This is a genomic window from Streptomyces sp. NPDC037401 (assembly GCF_055602345.1).
Window position 1 is genome coordinate 211,047 of the sequence record NZ_JBVJWO010000013.1, and the last position, 18,646, is coordinate 229,692.

Consider the following 18,646-nt stretch of genomic DNA (forward strand, 5'->3'; position numbering starts at 1 on the left):
GGGCCGGTCCCAATGGGGCCGGCTCCTTCGTGCTACCAGGCCGCCGGGTCCCGGCCGGCCACCGCGAAGACCGATCCGTCGGGGGCGCCGGCGAAGACCCGGCCGGCCGCGGGCAGCGGCGCCGGCACCATCGCGGTGAAGGTGTAGCGGCCGCCGTCCATCCGCGGTCCGGTCTGCCCGAGCAGCCTGCCGGCCGTCGCGTCCACCGCGAGCAGCCTCCCGTCGGCGGCGGTCAGGTACACCCGCCCGTCCGCGAAGACCGGCCGGGAGCCGCGGGCCACCGACGTCTCCAGCCGCCACCGCTCCGCGGGCGCGCCGTCCGTCCGTACGGCGACCAGCGCGCCCCCGGCGGCGAAGAGGTACACCGTCCCGTCCGGGCCGGTCGTCGCCTGCGCCTGGTCGAGCTTGAGCGGCAGGACCACCTGGCGGACCCGGCGGGATCCCAGGTCCAGGCGCACCACGGCGTCGGTGAGCTCGTCCAGGTCGGTCCGCTGGAGGAAGAGGGCGCCGTCGCCGGTGCCGATCGGGGTGAGCGTCCCGGGGATCCGCAGGTGCCAGCGGACCGAGCCGGTCGCCGTGTCCACGGCCCGGACCTGCGTGGACGTGCCGTTCGCCGAGGCCGTCGCGATCAGCACCTCGCCGCCCCCGGGGCCCGGGACCCAGGACGAGCCGACGCCGCCGGCCCGGGCCGACCACCGCTGCCTGCCGGACGCGGAGTCGAGGGCCGTGACCCGGCCGTCCGGTGCCATCAGCAGGACGGTGTCGCGCGCCGGACCGGCGTGCAGCAGCCCGGAGTACGACGAGAACGGCACGGACCAGCGTGCTGCGCCGGTCGCGGGATCCAGCGCCTCCAGCTTGCTGCTGCCCGACGTGACGGTGTGGACCAGTCCGCCGGCGAGCACCGGGGGCCGGTTCTCCTCCTCGCGGTCGTGGCGGTCGGGTGCCCTGACGGTCCAACGGGCCGTGCCGTCGGCCGCGTTGAGCCGGACCGCGGTGGTGCCGGGGCCCGTGCAGTAGACGGAGTTCCCGGCATGGGAGCAGACGGGGGTGCGGACCTCCCGGCCGTCGTCGACCACCGGGACCGCCCAGGGGCGGAAGGGCTCGGGCGCGGTCGCGGCGCGCGCGGCCGGCCCGGCGGGCGTCGTCCCCTCGGGCCACAGGACGTACGTGCCGACCGCCCCGGCGGTCAGCAGCAGCGTCAGCCCGGCGGCGGTGAGCACCGGCCGGCGGCGGGGCCTCGGCCGCCCCGGTCGCGCACGGCGCGGTCGTACGGGCCCGGCAGCGGCAGCGGCGTCTGCGATCCGGACGCGGCGGTGGGTCTCCTCGTCGCGGTCCGGCTGCCGGGGCGCGGGGATGAAGGCGCGCGTGTCCTCCGCGGTGGGGTACGCGGCCGAGCGCAGCTCGGCGATCAGTGCGTCCGTGGTCGGCCGGCGGGCGGGGTCCTTCTCCAGGCACCGCGCGATCAGCGGGGTCAGCTCCGCGGGCACCCCGGACAGGTCCGGTTCGTGGTGCACGACCTGGTAGGCGACCAGGTACGGGCTGTCCGAGTCGAAGGGGCCGCGGCCAGTCGCGGCGTGCACCAGGACCGCGCCCATCGCGAAGACGTCCGCCTCCGGCCCGACCTCCCGCGGCCGCTGGAACTGCTCCGGGGCCATGAAGGGCGGCGTCCCGATCAACTTGCCCGTCTCGGTGCGCAGATCGCTGTCGTACGGGCGCGAGATGCCGAAGTCGATGACCTTCGGGCCGTCCGCAGCCATCAGGACGTTGCTCGGCTTGAGGTCCCGGTGGACGAGACCCGCCCGGTGGATGTCGCGCAGCGCCTCGGCGAGTCCGGCGCCCAGGCGGCTCAGTTCGGAGGTCTCCAGCGGCCTCCGCTTGACGCGTTCGGAGAGCGTCGGCCCGTCCACGAACAGGGTTGCCATCCACGGCCGTTCGGCGTCGGGATCGGCGTCGACGACGGCCGCGGTGAAGGCACCGGAGACGCGCCGCGCCGCGGTGACCTCCTGGCGGAAACGGGCCCTGAACTCGGGATCCGCGGCGAAGTCCGCGTGTACGACCTTCACGGCGAGCCGCAGTCCGGAGGCGGAGGTGGCCAGGTGCACGACCCCCATTCCGCCGGAACCCAGAACGGACTCCAGTTGGTATTGGCCGGCGTATTCCGGCTGGGTCGGCTGTGCTGAATCTGCTGGGCGCGGCATGCCCACCCCCCGTGTGCTTGTACGCCGGCGCGCCCATGGAGCCTAGTCGAGCCTTGCTAACCTGCGCGAGTGACGCACGGTGAAGCAATGGGGGAGGGGCATCACATGACCACTGAGGCCATAACGAAGCGCTATCCGGTCGCGCCGGGCTACCGCGTGAACGTCCGCAGCGGCCCGGGTACGGGCTACGGCATCGTGAAGGTCCTGCCGTACGGCGCTTCCGTGCCCATCAACTGCCAGTGCCCCGGGACGAACGTGTCCGGGCCCTACGGCACCAGCAACATCTGGGACAACATCGGCAACGGCCAGTACGTCGCCGACGCCTACGTGAACACGGGTGCGGACGGCTACATCGCGCCGCGCTGCTCGTAAGCCGCGCTGCTCGTAACGGGACCGGCCGGGGGCACGGCGCGCGAGTGATCCGTGACCGTGCGTCCCCGATGGGTCCACGGACTGGCGGGGGATAATCGCTGGTGTGAGCGACGAACCGAACGAGAAGCCCGACCGCGCGTCCGGGGCGGCCGATTCCGGACCCCTGCCCGTGGGGCCGCAGCCCGAGGAGATCCGTTTCTTCGGCACGACGTGGCTGAACCACGACGGCAACTACGTCCTGCGCCGCGTCGGCGTCGCGGCGGGCTCGCTGTTCGGGGCCGTGGCGGGTGCCTTCCTGCTGCGCTTCGCGTACGAGGGCCTGGAGATCGGCCAGGTCGGCAGCTTCGTCTCGATCTCCGTGGTCGTGATGTTCGCGATCTGCAGCTCCATCGCCTTCGCCAAGGCCTGGGAGTCCTTCACCCGCCGGCCGCGGGCGTCGTCGGACGAGGCCTCGTTGAAGGGCCTGAAGGCGATCGGCTTCATCGGCGGCCTGATCGCGTACTTCCTCCGCTCCCTCTACGAGGCCCCGGGCGAGCAGCTCGCCCGCGCCGAGTACGAGCAGGCGGTCCAGCAGTTCCACCGCCGCCGCTCGGCCCGCACGGGCAATCCGGCGGCGCGCCGCCCGAAGCGCAAGAAGTAGGGCCCTCCCCGGACCCTCCCCGGGACCGGACCCCTACCCCCGGAGCGGCCCGGATCCCCGCGTCCCGCCCGTACGGCGCAGTGTCCATCGGCGTGTCGCGCCAGGGTGTATCCATCTGGCTACCCCGTGTGGCGACCGCCGGTGATCGACCCTAGCTTCGGCAACATGACGAAACGACAGCTCATGTGCGTCGCCGGCGCAGCCGTCGTCGTGGCCACGGGCATCGGCGCAGCCGCGCCGTCCGCCGGGCGGGTCGCACACACGGTCTATCCCGGGCGCTCGATCCAGGCCGCGGTAGACGCCGCCAGGCCGGGGGACACCATCTTCGTGCTGCCCGGCACCTACCGCGAGAGCGTGCTCGTCACGAAGCCGGACCTGACCCTGGTCGGGGCCGGGGCGGCGACCGTGATCAAGCCCGCTCCGGCAGCCGCGCGCGCCGCCAACGCCTGTGCCCAGGCCGGGAACGGAATCTGCGTCACGGGTACGGCGGACGCGACGCTCGGCGGCGTGACCATCCGCTCCCTGACCCTGTCCGGCTTCCCGAAGCACGGCCTCTGGGCCACCCGCACCGACCGCCTCACCGTCCGCAAGGTGACCTCCGAGGCCAACGGCGTCTGGGGCATCGCCCAGGAGCGGTCCACCCGCGGCGACTTCCGCCGGAACACCGGCCGCGGCAACGGCGACGCCGGCCTCTTCCTCGCCAACACCGTCGACTCCGAAGGCGGCGCCACCGACACCCTCGGCACCGTGGTCCGCGACAACACCATGACCGGCAACCGGATCGGCGTCACCTTCCGCCGCATCAGGAACCTCACCGCCTCCGGCAACACCCTCACCGGCAACTGCGCCGGAGTGTTCGTGGTGGGAGACGAGTCCAAGCCCGCGGCGGGCGACATGACCCTGCACGGCAACCTGATCGAGAAGAACAACAAGTCCTGCCCGGCCACCGCCCGGCTCCCCGTCATCGAGGGCAGCGGCATCGTGCTCACCGGCGCCGAGGCCACGGTCGTCCACTCCAACACCATCCGCGACAACGTCGGCACCTCGCCGTTCTCGGGCGGCGTCGTGCTCTTCCAGTCGGTCGTGGGCGCCCCCAACACCCGCAACGTCATCCGCGACAACACCGTGACGGGCAACGGACCGGCGGACCTGGCCGTCCAGAGCACCGCGGCGGGCGCCGCAACGGACAACACCTTCGAACGCAATCGCTGCGGGGTCTCCAAGCCCGCCGGGATGTGCTGACCGGCGATCCCCTTCACCAGGAGAATCGAGACGGCATGACCACCCTGAGCACCACCCCCACCCCTGCCCCCACCACCTCCGCCCCCACCACCGCCACCGTCCCTCCGCCGCCGGCCATGCGGCTGCGGGAGCTCGTCTTCGGCGCCGCCTGCGCCGCGGCGGTACGCGCCGCCGCCCGCCTCGGCGTCGCGGACGCGCTCGGCGAGACCCCCGCCACCGCCGCCGAAGTCGCCACGGCACTGAACTGCGAGGCGAAGCCCCTGCACCGGCTGATGCGCGCCCTGACCTGCTACGGGATCTTCTCCGAGACGCAGGACGGGAAGTTCGTCCACACCGAGATGTCCCGGCTGCTGCGCGAGGACGACCCGCACAGCCTGCGCTACATCACCCTGTGGTGCACGGAGCCCTGGACCTGGCAGGCCTGGCCCAAGCTCGACGAGGCGGTGCGCTCCGGCGGGAGCGTGTTCCACGACCTCTTCGGCAAGGGCTTCTTCGACTACCTCCACCAGGACGCACACGAATCGGCCCACGTCTTCAACCAGGCCATGACGGCCTCCAGCGTGCAGTCGGCACGCGACGTCGCCGAGCTCCTCGACCTCACCGGAGTGTCCGTGGTCGCGGACATCGGCGGCGGCCAGGGGCACGTACTGGCGAGCCTGCTGGAGAAGCACCCGGAGGTACGCGGCGCCCTGCTCGACCTGCCCGGCGTGGTGGAGCGGGCCGATCCGCGGCTGCGCGAGGGCGGCGCGCTGGCACAGCGCGCCGACATCGTCCCCGGCGACTGCCGCGACGGCATCCCGGTCGAAGCCGACCTCTACATCATCAAGAACATCCTGGAGTGGGACGACGAGAGCACCCGCAGGACCCTGCGGAACGTCATCGCGGCGGCCCGTCCCGGCGCCCGCGTCGTCGTCATCGAGAACCTCGTCGACGACACGCCGTCGATGAAGTTCACCACCGCCATGGACCTGATGCTGCTGCTCAACGTCGGCGGCGCGAAGCACACCAAGCAGAGCCTGGTCGACCGGATGGCCGAAGCCGGGCTGGTCGTGGGCGAGGTCCGGCCGGTCAACCCGTACCTGCACGCCTTCGAGTCCACCGTCCCCGCATAACCCGCAGCCGCAGGGTTCCGCGGACCTGCGCCCCGGCCCGGCGTCGTTGCCGGGTCGGGGCGGTCGGCCGGTGCCTGTGGATCAGGGGGCCGCGTCGCGCTGCCACTGGTAGAAGGCGTGCGCCATGGCGTCCTTCGGGTCCCGCCAGGTCTCCGGGTCGTACGGACTGACGAACGACGTGAGCCGGCGGCTGATGTCCTGGAACGACGCGTGCTCCTTGACCTTGGCGATCGCGGGACCGGGGGGCCGGTCGGCCTCGATCAGGTGCAGGTAGACGTCACCGAACTGGAACAGCGTGCGCTTGGTGACTCCCACCAGGCCGGGCAGTTCGCCGGAGTCCGAGGCGGCGAACAGCTCCGCGATCTTCGGCGCCGAATCCGGTGCCATGCGGGCGACGATCAGAGCTTGGTGCATCGGTGCGGATCCCTTCTCGGTCCGCCGGGGACGGCGGACCGTGGCGGCGGGGTGTCAGGTGGCCTTGACGGAGGCCGTGCTGCGTTCCGGGTCGCGCTGTTCGATCCGGTCCCGGATGAGCTCCATCTGGATGCGCGAGTTGCGGTTGATGTTCGCGGTCATCCACTCGTCGTCGACCGGCGCGTCGGGCCGCATCGCGAAGTCCTGCGTCCAGTGCATCCGTACGCCGCCCGGCACTTCGGAGTACTGCCAGAGGATGTTCATGTGCTGGAACGGGCCGGGTTCGATGCGGCGGGCGCGGACCGTGAGGGCCTTGCGGTCGGTGACCCGCTCGGAGACCCAGCTCCAGACCTTGCCGTTCTCGTCGGGGTGCATGGTGAGGCGGAACGCCGTCCGGTTGCCCTCCCGTTCGAGGATCTCGACCGACGCGTACTCGCTGAACAGCCGCGGCCAGTTCTCGATGTCGTTGGTGACGTCCCAGACCAGGTCCAGGGGGGCGGCGATGGTGATGTCGTTCTCGGTGTGTCCGGGCACCTCAGACTCCAGTCTTCAGGGTGGCGTTGACGAGGTCGAGGAACTCCCTCGGGGTCTTGCACTTGTCCGCGTCGGGCGGCAGCGGCAGGCCGCTGCGGTTCTCCAGCTCGCCCACGATGCCGAGCAGGCCCAGCGAGTCCAGGCCCCATTCGTCGAAGCCGGAGTCGGGCCGGCTCGCCATGTCGGCGGCGTCGACCGTGACGCCGGCGCCCTTCTTCATCAGGGCGGCCAGCTCTTCGATGGTCAGAGCGGTCATGATGCCTTCTCCTTTCGGACGTTCCGTGCGTTTCGTGTGTCTCCTGTGCTTCTTGTGTTTTCTGGGTTTCGTGCTGTTCGTGGGCTCCTTACGTGCTCACGAGGAGTGGTCGGCGGCGCGCCGCAGGACCAGCGCGGAGTTCGAGCCCATCAGCCCGCGGCTCAGCACCAGGGCGGTGCGGACCTCGGCGGGGCGGGCCCGGCCGGTCACGACGTCGAGGTCGTGACAGACGTCGAACACGTTCGGCGTGGGCGGGATCAGGCCGATCTCCATGGCCAGTACCGCGGTGGCCGTGTCCAGCACGGGCGCTCCGCAGTACGCCCTTCCGATGCCGGTCTTCGGGGCCGTCACCGGCACCCGCCGGCCGTGGTCGCCGAGCGCGTCGGTGAGCGCCAGCGCCTCGGCACGGTCGGCCTCGGGCGTCCCCATGGCGTCGGCGAAGACCACGTCGACGTCCCCGGGTGCGCAGCCGGCCTCCCGCAGGGCGCCGCGGATCGCGTGGGCCAGGCCTTCCCGGGACTCCTCCCACCGGGAGGGCCCGGTGAAGGTCGCGGCGTGACCCGCGAGCGTCGCCCGGACGGGGGCGCCGCGGCGGCGGGCCGCTTCCTCTTCCTCGACGACGAGGACGGCACCGCCTTCGGCGGGTACGAATCCGCGGGCGTCGGAGGTGAACGGGCGGTAGGCCCGGTCCGGGTCCGCGCTCGTGCTCAGGTCCTCGTAGCCCAGCTGGCAGACCATCGAGTACGGCGCGAGCGGTGCCTCCGCGGCACCGACGACGACCGCGTCGGTGCCCAGCCGGACGGCCCGCGCGGCGTGGGCGAAGGCGTCCAGGCCGCCGGCCTCGTCGCTGGCCACGACTCCGCAGGGGCCCTTGAGCCCGGCACGGATGGAGATCTGGCCGGTGCTCGCCGCGTAGAACCAGGCGATCGACTGGTACGGCCCGACGAAGCGGGAACCCTGGCCCCACAGCCGCTGGAGCTCGCGCTGGCCGAACTCGCCGCCGCCGGAACCGGCCGCCGTGACGACGCCCACCGAATAGGGGGAGTCCTCGTAGTCGGCGCGGCCGAGCCGGGCGTCGTCCATCGCGAGGTCGGCGGCGACCATCGCGTAGTGCGTGAACCGGTCGGTCTGGACGAGGTAGCGCTCCTCGATCAGTTCGGAGGGATCGAAGTTGCGCACTTCGCCCGCCACCCGGAGGGGCAGGTGCTCGCACCCCTCGCGCGTCACCCGGTCGAGGACGGTGGTGCCTTCCACCGTCGCCTTCCAGAAGGCCTCGACGCCGATGCCGTTGGGGGCTACGACGCCCAGGCCGGTGACCACCGTCCGCCGGTCTGTGCCGGATTTCATGAGGTCCTCCCACCGGGGCGGGTCATGACGACCGCCGACTGGAAGCCGCCGAAGCCGCTGCCGACCGAGAGGACGGTGCGCAGCTTCAGGGGCCGGGCCGTGCGCGGCACGTAGTCCAGGTCGCACTCGGGGTCCGGCGTTTCGTAGTTCGCCGTGGGCGGCACCACCTGGTGCGCGAGCGCCAGGGTGCAGGCCACGAGCTCGATCGCGCCGATGGCTCCCAGGGAGTGGCCCACCATGGATTTGATGGAGCTCATGGGGACCTCGTAGGCGTGTGCGCCGAGGGAGCGTTTGACCGCTGCGGTCTCGTGCCGGTCGTTCTGTTTGGTGCCGGAGCCGTGCGCGTTGACGTAGTCGACGGCCGAGCCGGCGATCCGGGTGTGGGCGAGGGCGGTGTCGATGGCCTTGGCCATCTCCAGGCCCTCGGGCGTCAGCCCGGTCATGTGGTACGCGTTGCCGAAGGTGGCGTAACCGGTGATCTCGCAGTACACGGTCGCACCGCGGGCCTTGGCGTGTTCGAGCTCTTCGAGCACGAGGACGGCTCCGCCCTCGCCCATCACGAACCCGTCCCGGTTGGCGTCGAACGGCCGCGAGGCGTGGGCCGGGTCGTCGTTGTTGGGAGAGGTCGCCTTGATGGCGTCGAAGCAGGCCACGGTGATGGGGGAGATGGGCGAGTCCGACGCGCCGGCTATGCAGACGTCGACCTTGCCCTCCTCTATCGCGTGGAAGGCGTACCCGACCGCGTCCAGTCCGGACGTGCATCCGGTCGACACGGTCTGCACCGGTCCGTGGGCGCCGACCTCCTCGGCGACCGCGGAGGCCAGGGAGCTCGGGGAGAACGCCCGGTGCAGGTGCGGGTCGGCCCGCCGGTGGTCCACGTCCCAGCGGCTTCCGCTGCTGCTGACGCCGACGTAGTCGTGCTCCAGCCGCGTGGTGCCGCCGACCGCGGTGCCCAGCGAGACGCCGATGCGCCAGGGGTCCTCCTTCTCGGGGTCGAGGCCGGCGTCCCGTACGGCTTCGCGGGCGGCCACGATCGCGAACTGCACGTACCGGTCCGAGCGGGCGATCTGCTCCGCGTCGAGGCCCAGGGCCACCGGGTCGAAGTCGACCTCGGCGGCGATGCGCGAGCGGAACTGCGCCGCGTCGAAGAAGGTGATGGCACGTGTCGCGGTGCGACCGTTCGAGAGCAGGTCCCAGAACGCCGGTGTGCCCACGCCTCCGGGGGCGACGATGCCGAGGCCGGTGACCGCGACCCGCCGGGTCACGACACCGCCCCAGCCGGTTCGGGCGGCCAGCCCTGCTCGGCGCCTTCGGTGTGCTCGGTGTCCACGTGTCCCAGTTCCGGGCGGGGGGCCAGCGGGCCGAGGTGGAAGACCATCCGGGCCTCGGTGTTCCCCACGTTGCGGAACCGGTGCCGTACGTCGATCGGGATCAGCAGGCCCTGGTCGGGCCGCAGCTCGTGCGGCTCCCCGTCGAGGTCCACCTCCAGCAGACCCTGCACCACGTACACGAACTCCTCGGAGTACGGGTGGTAGTGCTCGGCGATGCTCTCACCGGGCTGCATGAGGGCCAGCCCCATGAAGCCGCTGGTGGCACCGACGGCGGTGGGTGTGAGCATGGCGCGCAGGTCGCCTCCGCGCCTGCGGTTGGGCTGGATGTCGCTGAGGTCCACGATGCGATGGCGGTGCGTCGTCATGTCTGCATGCTCCAGTGGTGTGTGCAGGCGGGGGTGGGGGCCGCCGCCGCACGCGGCAGCGCCGCGTGCGGGGTGCCGGAGGTGCGGTCAGGCGCCTTCCGGTGCGTGACGGTCGGTGAGCAGGCTCATCTGCGCCTGCGTGAGGAACCGCTCGACGTCGCGGTCGCCGGCGGGGGCCTCGACCTGCGTGGTGTCGAGCAGCCGGGCGAACGTCGCCGCCTTGCGGGGGCCCTCGATGCCCAGGGCCAGTGCCGGCCGCGAGCCGAGGGGGCCGCGTACGTCGAGGAGACGCACGACGACGTCGTCGCGCTGGAAGATGGTGCTGCTGACGACGGGACTCGTCAGGTCGTCGGCCGCCGCCTCGTCCTGGCGGGCCAGCAGCCGGGCCAGGGCCATGCCGCAGCCCTCCTTGGCCGGGTAGAAGAGCGCGTGGCGCTCGACGTCCGCGGGCTCGCCGCCGTCGGCGGTCAGGTGGTGCACGGCCGGCAGCGCCGCCCGGGTGAAGAACACCCGCGCCGAGTCCGGGTCGCTGAGGTCGCGGTCCTGTTCGAGGTACGGGTTGATGGCCTCTTCGAGGGCCCGGACCTCGGGCTGCCGGGCCACGTGCCGCAGCGCCGCAAGCAGGTCTCCCTCGACCTCGATGGCACGGACCACGCGGTTGCCGTGCATGAAGAGGGAGGTGCGGCGCAGCCGGGTCGTCTCGTCGACGCGGGCGGACGGCGAGGTGTAGTCGGCCAGGAGCTTGGCGACCTTCTTCTCGCTGCCGGGCTTGACCGTGAAGGTCAGGGCGTGGCGGACGATGCCGTCGCCGATCCGCGGGGCCGACTGCAGGTGGCCCTTGCCCTCGGGGAACTCCTGGAAGGGCTTGCCCGTCTCGCGCAGGACGCTGAAGCGCAGCGAGCGGGTGTCGCGGACGCAGCCGTGCAGCGGCTGGACCGTCTCGACGTGCTCCTCGCTGTTGACCCAGGCGAGGAAGGGCGGTGCGCTCTCCCATTCGCTGGTGATCAGCCACTGGGAGGGATTCTCGATCGACTGGCAGAGCTGGTCACTGATGTGGCCGGGCACGGATGCCACCTGGTTGCGCAGGTGCTCGTACGCCTCCAGGAACTGCTTCTGGGCGCCGTCGTGGAGGTCCAGCAACAGGACGACCCGAAGCCGGGAGCCGTCGAAGGCGGACTGGGATATCCGTTCGGACAGGGTTGTCATCTTCGCTCCTTCGCGACCGGGTGCTCGCCACGCTTCGTGACGCACCATCAGTCGTCGGTGGAATCCGCGTGGGTGACCCACGAGCGGACCGCGGAGTCCGGCGCCCTTTTTACGCGCTGGCGGCACTCCAGAACCGATGTTTGTCCGATGGGGCGATCGGCGCTACATGAGGGAACCAAGCGGGTGAAAGAGGGAGGGAACGGCCGCCGCACCGGGCATGGAAGTTACGTCCCCCCGTGCGGCTGGAGCTGGAGCAACTGATGAACGAGAACGTCGACCACCGCGTGCCGGTCCTCATCGTGGGCGGCTCCCTGGTGGGCCTGAGCACCTCACTGTTCCTGGGCCGCCAAGGCGTCAGGCACATGCTGGTCGAGAAGCACGCGGGCACCTCCCTGCACCCGCGCGGCCGCGGCATCAACGTGCGCACGATGGAGCTGTTCCGCGCCGCCGGCGTCGAAGGGCAGATCCGGCAGGCCGCCGCCGTCCTCGCCGACAACCACGGCATCCTCCAGGGCGGCTCCCTCACCGGCGACGACTCCGAATGGCTGTTCAAGGAGATCGACCCCGGCGGCGCCCTCGCCCGCTTCAGCCCGAGCGGCTGGTGCCTGTGCAGCCAGAACGACATCGAGCCGGTGCTCAAGAACCTCACCCCCACGCTCGGCGCCGACCTGCGCTTCTCCACCGAACTGCTCTCGTTCGACCAGGACGAGGACGGCGTGACGGCGGTCGTCAAGGACCGCGGGACCGGCGAGCACAGCACCGTGCGAGCCGACTACCTCGTCGCCGCCGACGGGCCGCGCAGCCCCGTGCGCGAGCAGCTGCGCATCGGCCAGGACGGGCCCGGCGACCTCTTCCACAACGTCAGCGTCACCTTCACCTCCCGCGGACTCGCGCAGGTGATCGGAGACCGGCGCTTCATCGTCTGCTACCTGACCAAGCCCGGCGCGGACGGAGCGCTGCTGCCCGTCGACAACCGCGAGCGGTGGGTCTTCCACGCCCCCTGGCACCCCGACCGGGGCGAGACCATGGAGGACTTCACCGACGAGCGCTGCGCCGACCACATCCGCCGGGCCGTCGGCGCCCCCGACCTCGACGTCGAGATCACCGGCAAGGCCCCCTGGCACGCCGCGCAGCGCGTCGCACAGCGGTACACCGCCGGCCGGGTCTTCCTCGCCGGCGACTCCGCCCACGAGATGTCGCCCACCGGGGCCTTCGGCTCCAACACCGGCATCCAGGACGCGCACAACCTCGCCTGGAAGCTCGCCGCGGTGCTGACGGGCGCGGCCGGCCCGAGCCTGCTGGAGACGTACGAGGCCGAACGGCTCCCGGTGGCCCGCGCGACCAGCCAGCGCGCCTCGGCCCGTTCGGCGGAGCACAGCCACCCCGGGTACGCCCCCGCGCCCGGTGCCGGCGGCGGCCGCCAGGGCGGGGTCCTCACCGTGGCCATGGGCTACCGCTACAACCGCGGCGCCGTCGTCGGCACCGACCCGGGCGCACCCGTCGTGCCCGAGCGGATGGACCTGACCGGCGCCCCCGGCACCCGGGCCCCCCACCTGTGGCTGTACAGGTCCGGCGAGCGCATCTCCTCCCTGGACCTGTACACCACGACCTTCGTGCTGCTCAGCTCCGAGGGCTCGCCGTGGCAGGACGCGGCCCGGCGGGTCGCCGAACGGCTCCGCGCACCCCTCACCGCCCACACCATCGGCACCGGCGCCGCCGCCGACCTGAACCCCGCGGGCGACAGCGGCGACGACTGGGCGCAGCGCCACGGCACGAGCCCCGACGGCGCCGTCCTCGTACGCCCCGACGGTTTCGTCGCCTGGCGCGCGGCGACGGCCGTCGCCGACCCGGAAGCCGAACTCCACACGGCCATGACCACGCTGCTCCACCGCGCCTGACCGGCCGGGACGGACGGGGAATGGTCATGCGCAAGTGGGGGCCGGTGGCGGCGGTCTGCCTGTCGACGTTCATGCTGCTGCTCGACGTCACGATCGTCGTCGTCGCCCTGCCCGACATGGCGCGGGTGCTCGACGCCTCCCTGTCCGACCTGCAGTGGGTCATCAGCGGCTACGCCCTGGCGCTCGCCGCCCTCGTCCTCGGCTTCGGGACCGCGGCCGACCGGCTCGGGCGGCGCCGCGTCCACGTCCTGGGCGTCGCCCTGTTCGCCGCCGCCTCGCTGGCCTGCGGGCTGGCGTGGTCGCCGGCGCTCCTGGTCGGCGCCCGGATGGTCCAGGGCGTCGGCGCCGCCGCCATGTTCGCCACCACCCTGCCGCTGCTCGGCTCCGTCTACCAGGGCAAGGACCGCGCGGTCGCCCTGGGCCTGTGGGGCGCGGTCAGCGGCACCGGCTCCGCCATCGGGCCGATCCTGGGCGGGCTGCTCACCCAGGGCCCCGGCTGGCGGTGGATCTTCTTCGTGAACATCCCGGTCAGCGTCGTAGGCATCTGGCTCACCCGGCGCACCGTGCCCGAGTCCCGCTCCCCGCAGGAGTCCCGTATCGACTGGGCGGGCACGGCCACCTTCGCCCTGTTCGCCGGGGCCGTGACGTATGGCGTGGAGCGCGCTGGCGCGCTCGGCTGGACCTCCCCGCGCACCCTGACGACGCTCGCCGTCGCCCTCCTCGCGCTGCTCGCCTTCGTCGCCGTGGAGAACGGCACGACCCACCCCCTCCTCGACCTCTCGCTCTTCCGCACGCCTTCCTTCGTCGCCGTCATGGCCGGGGCCTTCGCGTTCAACGCCGCCGCCTTCGCGGTTCTCCCGTACCTCTCCATCTGGCTCCAGACCGTGCTCGGCCTCAGCCCGGCGCGGGCCGGCCTCGCGGTCCTCCCGCTCGCCGCCACGGCCTTCGTGGTCGCCGCGGTCGGCGGCCGCCTGCTGCGCGGGGTCAGCCGCCGGCTCGTCATCGGCCTCGGCCTGATCCTCGTCGGGCTCGGCACCGCAGCCCAGGGCTTCGTCTCCGCCGACTCCTCCTGGACCGTGCTGGTGCCCGGCCTCGCGCTCGCGGGCCTCGGCACCGGACTGGTCTCCCCGGCCCTCGCCGGCGCCGCGCTCGACTCGGTGCCGCGGGAGCGCGCCGGCATGGCCGGCGGAGCCGTCAGCACCTTCCGCCAGCTCGGCTACGCCGTGGGCGTCGCCGTCACCGGCACCATCCTCACCAGCAGCATGATCCCGCCCCTCACCGCCGGGGAGGCCCACGTCCTGGCCGGCGGCGGCGCCCGCGAACTGACCGCCGCCCTGCCCGGTTCCACGCTGCGCGAGGCCTTCGCCTCTGCCCTCACGACCACCACCCTGGCCGCCGGGCTCGTCGGCATCCTCGCCGGCGTGATGGCGCTGCTGCTGATCCGCGACCCGCACCCCGTCCCCGCGCCGGAGCCGGTCGCGCCCCCCAGGGCCCCGGCTCCCCGGGACTTCTGACACCCGACCGCTCCCGACGGCACCCGATACACCGACTCCGGCGATTGACGGGGAGCAGCCGCAGGAGCATTATTCATCACATGATGAATAAAACCCCTGCGGGGACACCGCCGCCCGCCGTGCACGCCCGCGGCCTCTTCGTCACCCGCGGCCCCCGCACCGTCGTCCGCGGCATCGACTTCGACGTCCCGCGCGGCCGGATCACCGGCCTCCTCGGCCCCTCCGGCTGCGGCAAGTCCACCCTGATGCGGTCGATCGTCGGCACCCAGGCCCACGTCACCGGCACCCTCGACGTACTGGGACAGCCCGCCGGCGCCCCCGAGCTCCGCTCCCGGATCGGCTACGTGACCCAGGCGCCCTCCGTCTACGACGACCTCACCGTCCGGCAGAACCTCGACTACTTCGCCGCCGTACTCGACCCCGGACGCGGCGCCGCAGCCCGGCGCCGCCGCGAAGGCGTCGCCCGGGCCATCCACGAAGTCGACCTGACCGGCCACGCCGACGCCCTCGCCGGCAACCTGTCCGGCGGCCAGCGCAGCCGTGTCTCCCTCGCCGTCGCCCTCCTCGGATCCCCCGAGCTGCTCGTGCTCGACGAACCGACCGTCGGCCTCGACCCCGTACTCCGCCGCGACCTGTGGAACCTCTTCCACGACATCGCCGCACGCGGAGCCACCCTCCTCATCTCCTCCCACGTCATGGACGAGGCCGAGCGCTGCCACAACCTCCTCCTCATGCGCGAGGGCCGGATCCTCGCCGAGGACACGCCCGACGCGCTGCGGACCCGCACCGACGCCGACACCGTCGAAGAAGGCTTCCTGCGCCTCGTGGACCAGGCCGCCGCCGAGGCACCCGCCGCCACCGCACCCGCCACCGCACCCGCCGCCGTGCAGGAGACCCGATGAACGCCGCCCGCACCCTCGCCACCGCCGCCCGCGTCCTGCGCCAGCTCCGCCACGACCCCCGGTCCATTGCCCTGATGCTGCTGGTCCCGGTCCTCATGCTGGTGCTGCTCCGCTACGTCTTCGACGGCAGCCCCGGCACCTTCAACAACACCGGCGCCTCGCTCCTGGGCATCTTCCCGCTCATCACGATGTTCCTGATCACGTCCATCGCGACCCTGCGCGAACGCACCTCCGGCACCCTCGAACGCCTCCTCGCCATGCCCCTCGGCAAAGGCGACCTGATCGGCGGCTACGCCCTCGCCTTCGGCGCCCTCGCCGTCATCCAGTCCGTCCTCGCCACCGGCACCGCCCTGTGGGCCCTGGGCCTCGACGTGGTCGGCTCCCCCTGGCTCCTGCTCCTCGTCGCACTGCTCGACGCACTCCTCGGCACCGCACTCGGCCTGTTCGTCTCGGCCTTCGCCGCCTCCGAGTTCCAGGCCGTCCAGTTCATGCCCGCCGTGATCTTCCCCCAGCTGCTGCTCTGCGGACTCTTCGCACCCCGCGACACCATGCAGCCCGTCCTGGAGGCGGTCTCGAACGTCCTCCCCATGTCCTACGCCGTCGACGGCATGAACCAGGTCATGCGGCACACCGACGTGACCGGCGACTTCGTCCGCGACGCACTCGTCGTCGCCGGCTGCGCCCTCGTCGTCCTGTGCCTCGGAGCCGCCACCCTCCGCCGCCGCACGCCCTGACCGCCCGCACCGCCCCGACCGCCCATCGGACACTCCCGCCCCGGCGCCCCGTCCGGGTGCAAGGATGTGGACGTACGCAGCACAGACCGCTCGGCGAGGTGAGCCCGTATGACCCAGACAGTCGCAGTCCTCGGCACCGGCAAGATCGGTGAGGCCCTCCTCAGCGGAATGATCCGAGGCGGCTGGCCGGCGTCCAAGCTCCTGGTGACCGCCCGCCGCGCCGAGCGCGCCGAGGAACTCCGTACCCGCTACGGAGTCGAGGCCGTCAGCAACGCCGAAGCCGCCAAGCGCGCCGACACCCTCATCCTCACCGTCAAGCCGCAGGACATGGGCAAGCTCCTCGAAGAGCTCGCGCCGCACGTGCCCGCCGACCGCCTCGTCATCAGCGGCGCCGCGGGCGTCCCGACCTCCTTCTTCGAGGAGCGCCTCGCCCCCGGCACGCCCGTCGTGCGCGTCATGACGAACACCCCCGCCCTCGTCGACGAGGCCATGTCCGTCATCTCGGCCGGCAGCCACGCCACCGCCGAGCACCTCGCCCACGCCGAGGAGATCTTCGGCGGCGTCGGCAAGACGCTCCGCGTCCCCGAATCCCAGCAGGACGCCGCGACCGCGCTGTCCGGCTCCGGCCCCGCGTACTTCTACTACCTCGTCGAGGCCATGACGGACGCCGGCATCCTGCTCGGCCTCCCGCGCGCCCAGGCCCACGACCTGATCGTCCAGGCCGCCATCGGCGCGGCCGTGATGCTCCGCGACAGCGGCGAACACCCCGTGAAGCTCCGCGAGGCCGTCACCTCCCCGGCGGGTACGACCATCAACGCCATCGTCGAGCTGGAGAAGCACGGCGTGCGGGCCGCCCTGATCGCCGCCCTCGAAGCCGCCCGCGACCGCAGCCGCGAGCTCGCCTCCGGCACCGGCAGCTGACCCGGGCCGACCGGCACAGTGGAGGAGAGGGGCGCCCTCTCCTCCACTACACCCCTCCTCTACACCCCTACTCCCCCTGGACGGGCGGCAGCAGGCCGATCGCTGCGTACGCCGCGTCGACGACCGGCCTGGCCATCGCCCGCGCCCGCGCGGCACCCTCCCGCAGCACCGCATCCACCCGCCCCGGATCGGCGCAGAGCTCGGTGTGCCGCTGCTGCACCGGGCGCAGCAGCTCGACGACGGCGTCCGCCGTGTCCTTCTTGAGGGCCCCGTACGACCCGTAGTCCTCCGCCAGCTTCTCCGGATCGCCGTCCGTACACGCGGCGAGGATGTCGAGCAGGTTGCTGACGCCCGGCTTGGCCTCCCGGTCGTACCCGACCTCGCTCCCGCTGTCGGTCACCGCCCGCATGATCTTCTTGCGCACGACGCCCGGCTCGTCGAGCAGGTAGACGACCCCGGCGGACACCTCGTGGGACTTGCCCATCTTCGACGTGGGGTCCTGGAGGTCCATCACCCTCGCCGCCACCTTGGGGTGGGTGGCCTTCGGGACGGTGAAGGTGTGCCCGTAGCGCTGGTTGAAGCGGACGGCGAGGTCCCGCGTCAGCTCGACGTGCTGCCGCTGGTCCTCACCCACGGGGACCTCGTGCGTCCCGTAGGCCAGGATGTCGGCCGCCATCAGCACGGGATAGGTGAGCAGCGACAGCCGTACGCCCTCTCCCGCCGCCTGCGCCCGCGCGCCCTTCTCCTTGTACTGGATCATCCGCCGCAGCTCGCCGTCCGTGGCCGTGCACTCCAGCAGGTAGGAGAGGCGGGCGTGCTCGTCCACATGGCTCTGTACGAAAAGGGTGCAGCGCCCGGGGTCGAGGCCGGCGGCGAGCAGCAGGGTCGCCGCCTGCCTGCTGAGCCGCCGCACGCGGGCTGGATCGTGCTCGACGGTGAGTGCGTGCAGGTCGACCACGCAGAAGACGGCCTCGTCTTCGAACTGGCCGGTCCCGACCCACTGGCGGACGGCCCCGAGGTAGTTGCCCAGCGTCAGGTGCCCGGTCGGCTTGATCCCGCTGAAGATCCGCTTCATCTCTCTGCTTCTCCCTGTGATGTGGTGTGCGCCGGCTCGGTGGCCGGAGCTCCCAGGGGAAACAGAAACGGCCGCCGAGGGCGGCGGCCGTGAGCGCATGCGCGCGTTCGTCTGGAGGTCGGCCGCCGTCAGGCGGCCCACCAGCGAAGGTTGGGCGCATGCGTAGTCATGGGACCCAGCGTAGACCCCGGGGGTGACGTCTGTCCGGCGGTTGACACGGAACCCTCGCATCCGTAGTGTTCTCCGAGTTGTCCGACGTGAGCGCCGACTCCGGTCGGTCCCCGGACAGCCATTCCGCACCAACCATTCGAACGAACGACGCACCCTGTCGTCTCGTTTTCATGCGTATTTGCGAATGAGGAATCCGTGTCCGAGAGGCACGACCGCCGATTAGGTTCGGGGGTAAGGAATCCGCTAAGGTCTCACTCGTCGGAACGGCCCAACGGGCAAGGAAGACAAGCCCGCTGACTGGGAGTCAGGACCGAAAGGTTCTGATAGAGTCGGAAACGCCGAAAAGGGAAACGCGAAAGCGAGAACCTGGAAAGCGCCGAGGAAATCGGGTCGGAAAGATCTGATAGAGTCGGA

The 18,646-nt window shown here is 72.1% G+C and carries 18 protein-coding genes; 9 read left to right on the forward strand and 9 right to left on the reverse strand.

Translation table 11 applies throughout. The annotated features are described in order from the left end of the window. Window positions 1-32: 32 nt before the first annotated feature. On the reverse strand, window positions 33-2,198 hold the full coding sequence (locus ACZ7H1_RS16555; RefSeq protein ID WP_470787284.1) for a protein kinase domain-containing protein: 2,166 nt from the start codon (window positions 2,196-2,198) through the stop codon (window positions 33-35). 87 nt (window positions 2,199-2,285) lie between these two features. Here ACZ7H1_RS16555 and ACZ7H1_RS16560 point away from each other — a divergent pair, with 87 nt between their 5' ends. The 4 genes from ACZ7H1_RS16560 to ACZ7H1_RS16575 all read left to right on the forward strand — a co-directional run bounded on the left by ACZ7H1_RS16560 (window position 2,286) and on the right by ACZ7H1_RS16575 (window position 5,564). Further along, complete coding sequence (locus ACZ7H1_RS16560) at window positions 2,286-2,570, forward strand: peptidase (protein ID WP_470787286.1); 285 nt, start codon at window positions 2,286-2,288, stop codon at window positions 2,568-2,570. Between the two features lie 163 nt (window positions 2,571-2,733). Then, window positions 2,734-3,210, forward strand: a complete 477-nt coding sequence (locus tag ACZ7H1_RS16565) for a hypothetical protein (RefSeq protein WP_470787324.1) — start codon at window positions 2,734-2,736, stop codon at window positions 3,208-3,210. Window positions 3,211-3,375: 165 nt separating this feature from the next. Beyond that, window positions 3,376-4,452 carry a right-handed parallel beta-helix repeat-containing protein gene (locus ACZ7H1_RS16570; RefSeq protein ID WP_470787287.1) on the forward strand — a complete coding sequence of 359 codons (1,077 nt, stop codon included), beginning with the start codon at window positions 3,376-3,378 and terminating at the stop codon, window positions 4,450-4,452. Between the two features lie 35 nt (window positions 4,453-4,487). Further along, on the forward strand, window positions 4,488-5,564 hold the full coding sequence (locus ACZ7H1_RS16575) for a methyltransferase (protein WP_470787288.1): 1,077 nt from the start codon (window positions 4,488-4,490) through the stop codon (window positions 5,562-5,564). Window positions 5,565-5,645: 81 nt separating this feature from the next. Here the strand turns inward: ACZ7H1_RS16575 and ACZ7H1_RS16580 are convergent, their stop codons facing one another. From ACZ7H1_RS16580 to ACZ7H1_RS16610, 7 genes are all read right to left on the reverse strand, one after another. Further along, entirely contained in the window at window positions 5,646-5,978 is a 333-nt protein-coding gene (locus tag ACZ7H1_RS16580) for a TcmI family type II polyketide cyclase (RefSeq protein WP_470787290.1), read from the reverse strand. Window positions 5,979-6,032: 54 nt separating this feature from the next. Continuing rightward, window positions 6,033-6,512: an SRPBCC family protein gene (locus ACZ7H1_RS16585; RefSeq protein WP_470787292.1), complete on the reverse strand. Its 480-nt coding sequence runs from the start codon at window positions 6,510-6,512 to the stop codon at window positions 6,033-6,035. Window position 6,513: 1 nt separating this feature from the next. After that, window positions 6,514-6,771 (reverse strand): acyl carrier protein, encoded by a 258-nt coding sequence (locus ACZ7H1_RS16590; RefSeq protein WP_470787326.1) that lies wholly within the window; start codon window positions 6,769-6,771, stop codon window positions 6,514-6,516. 93 nt (window positions 6,772-6,864) lie between these two features. Next, window positions 6,865-8,115 carry a ketosynthase chain-length factor gene (locus ACZ7H1_RS16595; RefSeq protein WP_470787294.1) on the reverse strand — a complete coding sequence of 417 codons (1,251 nt, stop codon included), beginning with the start codon at window positions 8,113-8,115 and terminating at the stop codon, window positions 6,865-6,867. After that, window positions 8,112-9,380 carry a beta-ketoacyl-[acyl-carrier-protein] synthase family protein gene (locus ACZ7H1_RS16600; RefSeq protein ID WP_470787296.1) on the reverse strand — a complete coding sequence of 423 codons (1,269 nt, stop codon included), beginning with the start codon at window positions 9,378-9,380 and terminating at the stop codon, window positions 8,112-8,114. The genes ACZ7H1_RS16595 and ACZ7H1_RS16600 overlap by 4 nt, the downstream gene beginning before the upstream one ends. Then, window positions 9,377-9,811: a cupin domain-containing protein gene (locus tag ACZ7H1_RS16605; protein ID WP_470787297.1), complete on the reverse strand. Its 435-nt coding sequence runs from the start codon at window positions 9,809-9,811 to the stop codon at window positions 9,377-9,379. The genes ACZ7H1_RS16600 and ACZ7H1_RS16605 overlap by 4 nt, the downstream gene beginning before the upstream one ends. Window positions 9,812-9,898: 87 nt before the next feature. Beyond that, entirely contained in the window at window positions 9,899-11,017 is a 1,119-nt protein-coding gene (locus ACZ7H1_RS16610; RefSeq protein ID WP_470787299.1) for a SchA/CurD-like domain-containing protein, read from the reverse strand. Between the two features lie 260 nt (window positions 11,018-11,277). Between ACZ7H1_RS16610 and ACZ7H1_RS16615 the strand changes: the two genes are divergently transcribed. From ACZ7H1_RS16615 to proC, 5 genes are all read left to right on the forward strand, one after another. Next, on the forward strand, window positions 11,278-12,915 hold the full coding sequence (locus tag ACZ7H1_RS16615; RefSeq protein WP_470787301.1) for an FAD-dependent oxidoreductase: 1,638 nt from the start codon (window positions 11,278-11,280) through the stop codon (window positions 12,913-12,915). A 26-nt stretch (window positions 12,916-12,941) separates the two neighbouring features. Next, a complete protein-coding gene (locus ACZ7H1_RS16620) occupies window positions 12,942-14,429 on the forward strand; it encodes an MFS transporter (RefSeq protein WP_470787303.1) in 1,488 nt (495 codons plus the stop codon). Window positions 14,430-14,509: 80 nt separating this feature from the next. Next, on the forward strand, window positions 14,510-15,331 hold the full coding sequence (locus tag ACZ7H1_RS16625) for an ABC transporter ATP-binding protein (RefSeq protein WP_470787304.1): 822 nt from the start codon (window positions 14,510-14,512) through the stop codon (window positions 15,329-15,331). Next, window positions 15,328-16,065, forward strand: a complete 738-nt coding sequence (locus ACZ7H1_RS16630; RefSeq protein ID WP_470787306.1) for an ABC transporter permease — start codon at window positions 15,328-15,330, stop codon at window positions 16,063-16,065. Before ACZ7H1_RS16625 ends, ACZ7H1_RS16630 begins: the two co-directional genes overlap by 4 nt. A gap of 108 nt (window positions 16,066-16,173) precedes the next feature. Continuing rightward, the gene (gene proC, locus ACZ7H1_RS16635; protein ID WP_470787307.1) at window positions 16,174-16,986 is read left to right on the forward strand and encodes a pyrroline-5-carboxylate reductase; all 813 of its coding nucleotides are present in this window, start codon (window positions 16,174-16,176) and stop codon (window positions 16,984-16,986) included. A gap of 67 nt (window positions 16,987-17,053) precedes the next feature. Here proC and trpS read toward each other — a convergent pair whose 3' ends face one another. Beyond that, window positions 17,054-18,061, reverse strand: coding sequence for a tryptophan--tRNA ligase (gene trpS / locus ACZ7H1_RS16640; RefSeq protein ID WP_470787309.1), 1,008 nt, complete (start codon window positions 18,059-18,061; stop codon window positions 17,054-17,056). Window positions 18,062-18,646: the final 585 nt, after the last annotated feature.

Excerpts from the sequence above, each read along its gene's own strand:
- ACZ7H1_RS16625 (WP_470787304.1), top strand. The coding sequence starts at position 14,510 with ATGATGAATAAAACCCCTGCGGGGACACCGCCGCCCGCCGTGCACGCC.
- ACZ7H1_RS16555 (WP_470787284.1), bottom strand. The coding sequence starts at position 2,198 with ATGCCGCGCCCAGCAGATTCAGCACAGCCGACCCAGCCGGAATACGCC.
- ACZ7H1_RS16595 (WP_470787294.1), bottom strand. The coding sequence starts at position 8,115 with ATGAAATCCGGCACAGACCGGCGGACGGTGGTCACCGGCCTGGGCGTC.
- ACZ7H1_RS16610 (WP_470787299.1), bottom strand. The coding sequence starts at position 11,017 with ATGACAACCCTGTCCGAACGGATATCCCAGTCCGCCTTCGACGGCTCC.
- ACZ7H1_RS16605 (WP_470787297.1), bottom strand. The coding sequence starts at position 9,811 with ATGACGACGCACCGCCATCGCATCGTGGACCTCAGCGACATCCAGCCC.
- ACZ7H1_RS16615 (WP_470787301.1), top strand. The coding sequence starts at position 11,278 with ATGAACGAGAACGTCGACCACCGCGTGCCGGTCCTCATCGTGGGCGGC.
- proC (WP_470787307.1), top strand. The coding sequence starts at position 16,174 with ATGACCCAGACAGTCGCAGTCCTCGGCACCGGCAAGATCGGTGAGGCC.
- ACZ7H1_RS16575 (WP_470787288.1), top strand. The coding sequence starts at position 4,488 with ATGACCACCCTGAGCACCACCCCCACCCCTGCCCCCACCACCTCCGCC.
- trpS (WP_470787309.1), bottom strand. The coding sequence starts at position 18,061 with ATGAAGCGGATCTTCAGCGGGATCAAGCCGACCGGGCACCTGACGCTG.
- ACZ7H1_RS16560 (WP_470787286.1), top strand. The coding sequence starts at position 2,286 with ATGGGGGAGGGGCATCACATGACCACTGAGGCCATAACGAAGCGCTAT.
- ACZ7H1_RS16620 (WP_470787303.1), top strand. The coding sequence starts at position 12,942 with ATGCGCAAGTGGGGGCCGGTGGCGGCGGTCTGCCTGTCGACGTTCATG.
- ACZ7H1_RS16570 (WP_470787287.1), top strand. The coding sequence starts at position 3,376 with ATGACGAAACGACAGCTCATGTGCGTCGCCGGCGCAGCCGTCGTCGTG.
- ACZ7H1_RS16580 (WP_470787290.1), bottom strand. The coding sequence starts at position 5,978 with ATGCACCAAGCTCTGATCGTCGCCCGCATGGCACCGGATTCGGCGCCG.
- ACZ7H1_RS16630 (WP_470787306.1), top strand. The coding sequence starts at position 15,328 with ATGAACGCCGCCCGCACCCTCGCCACCGCCGCCCGCGTCCTGCGCCAG.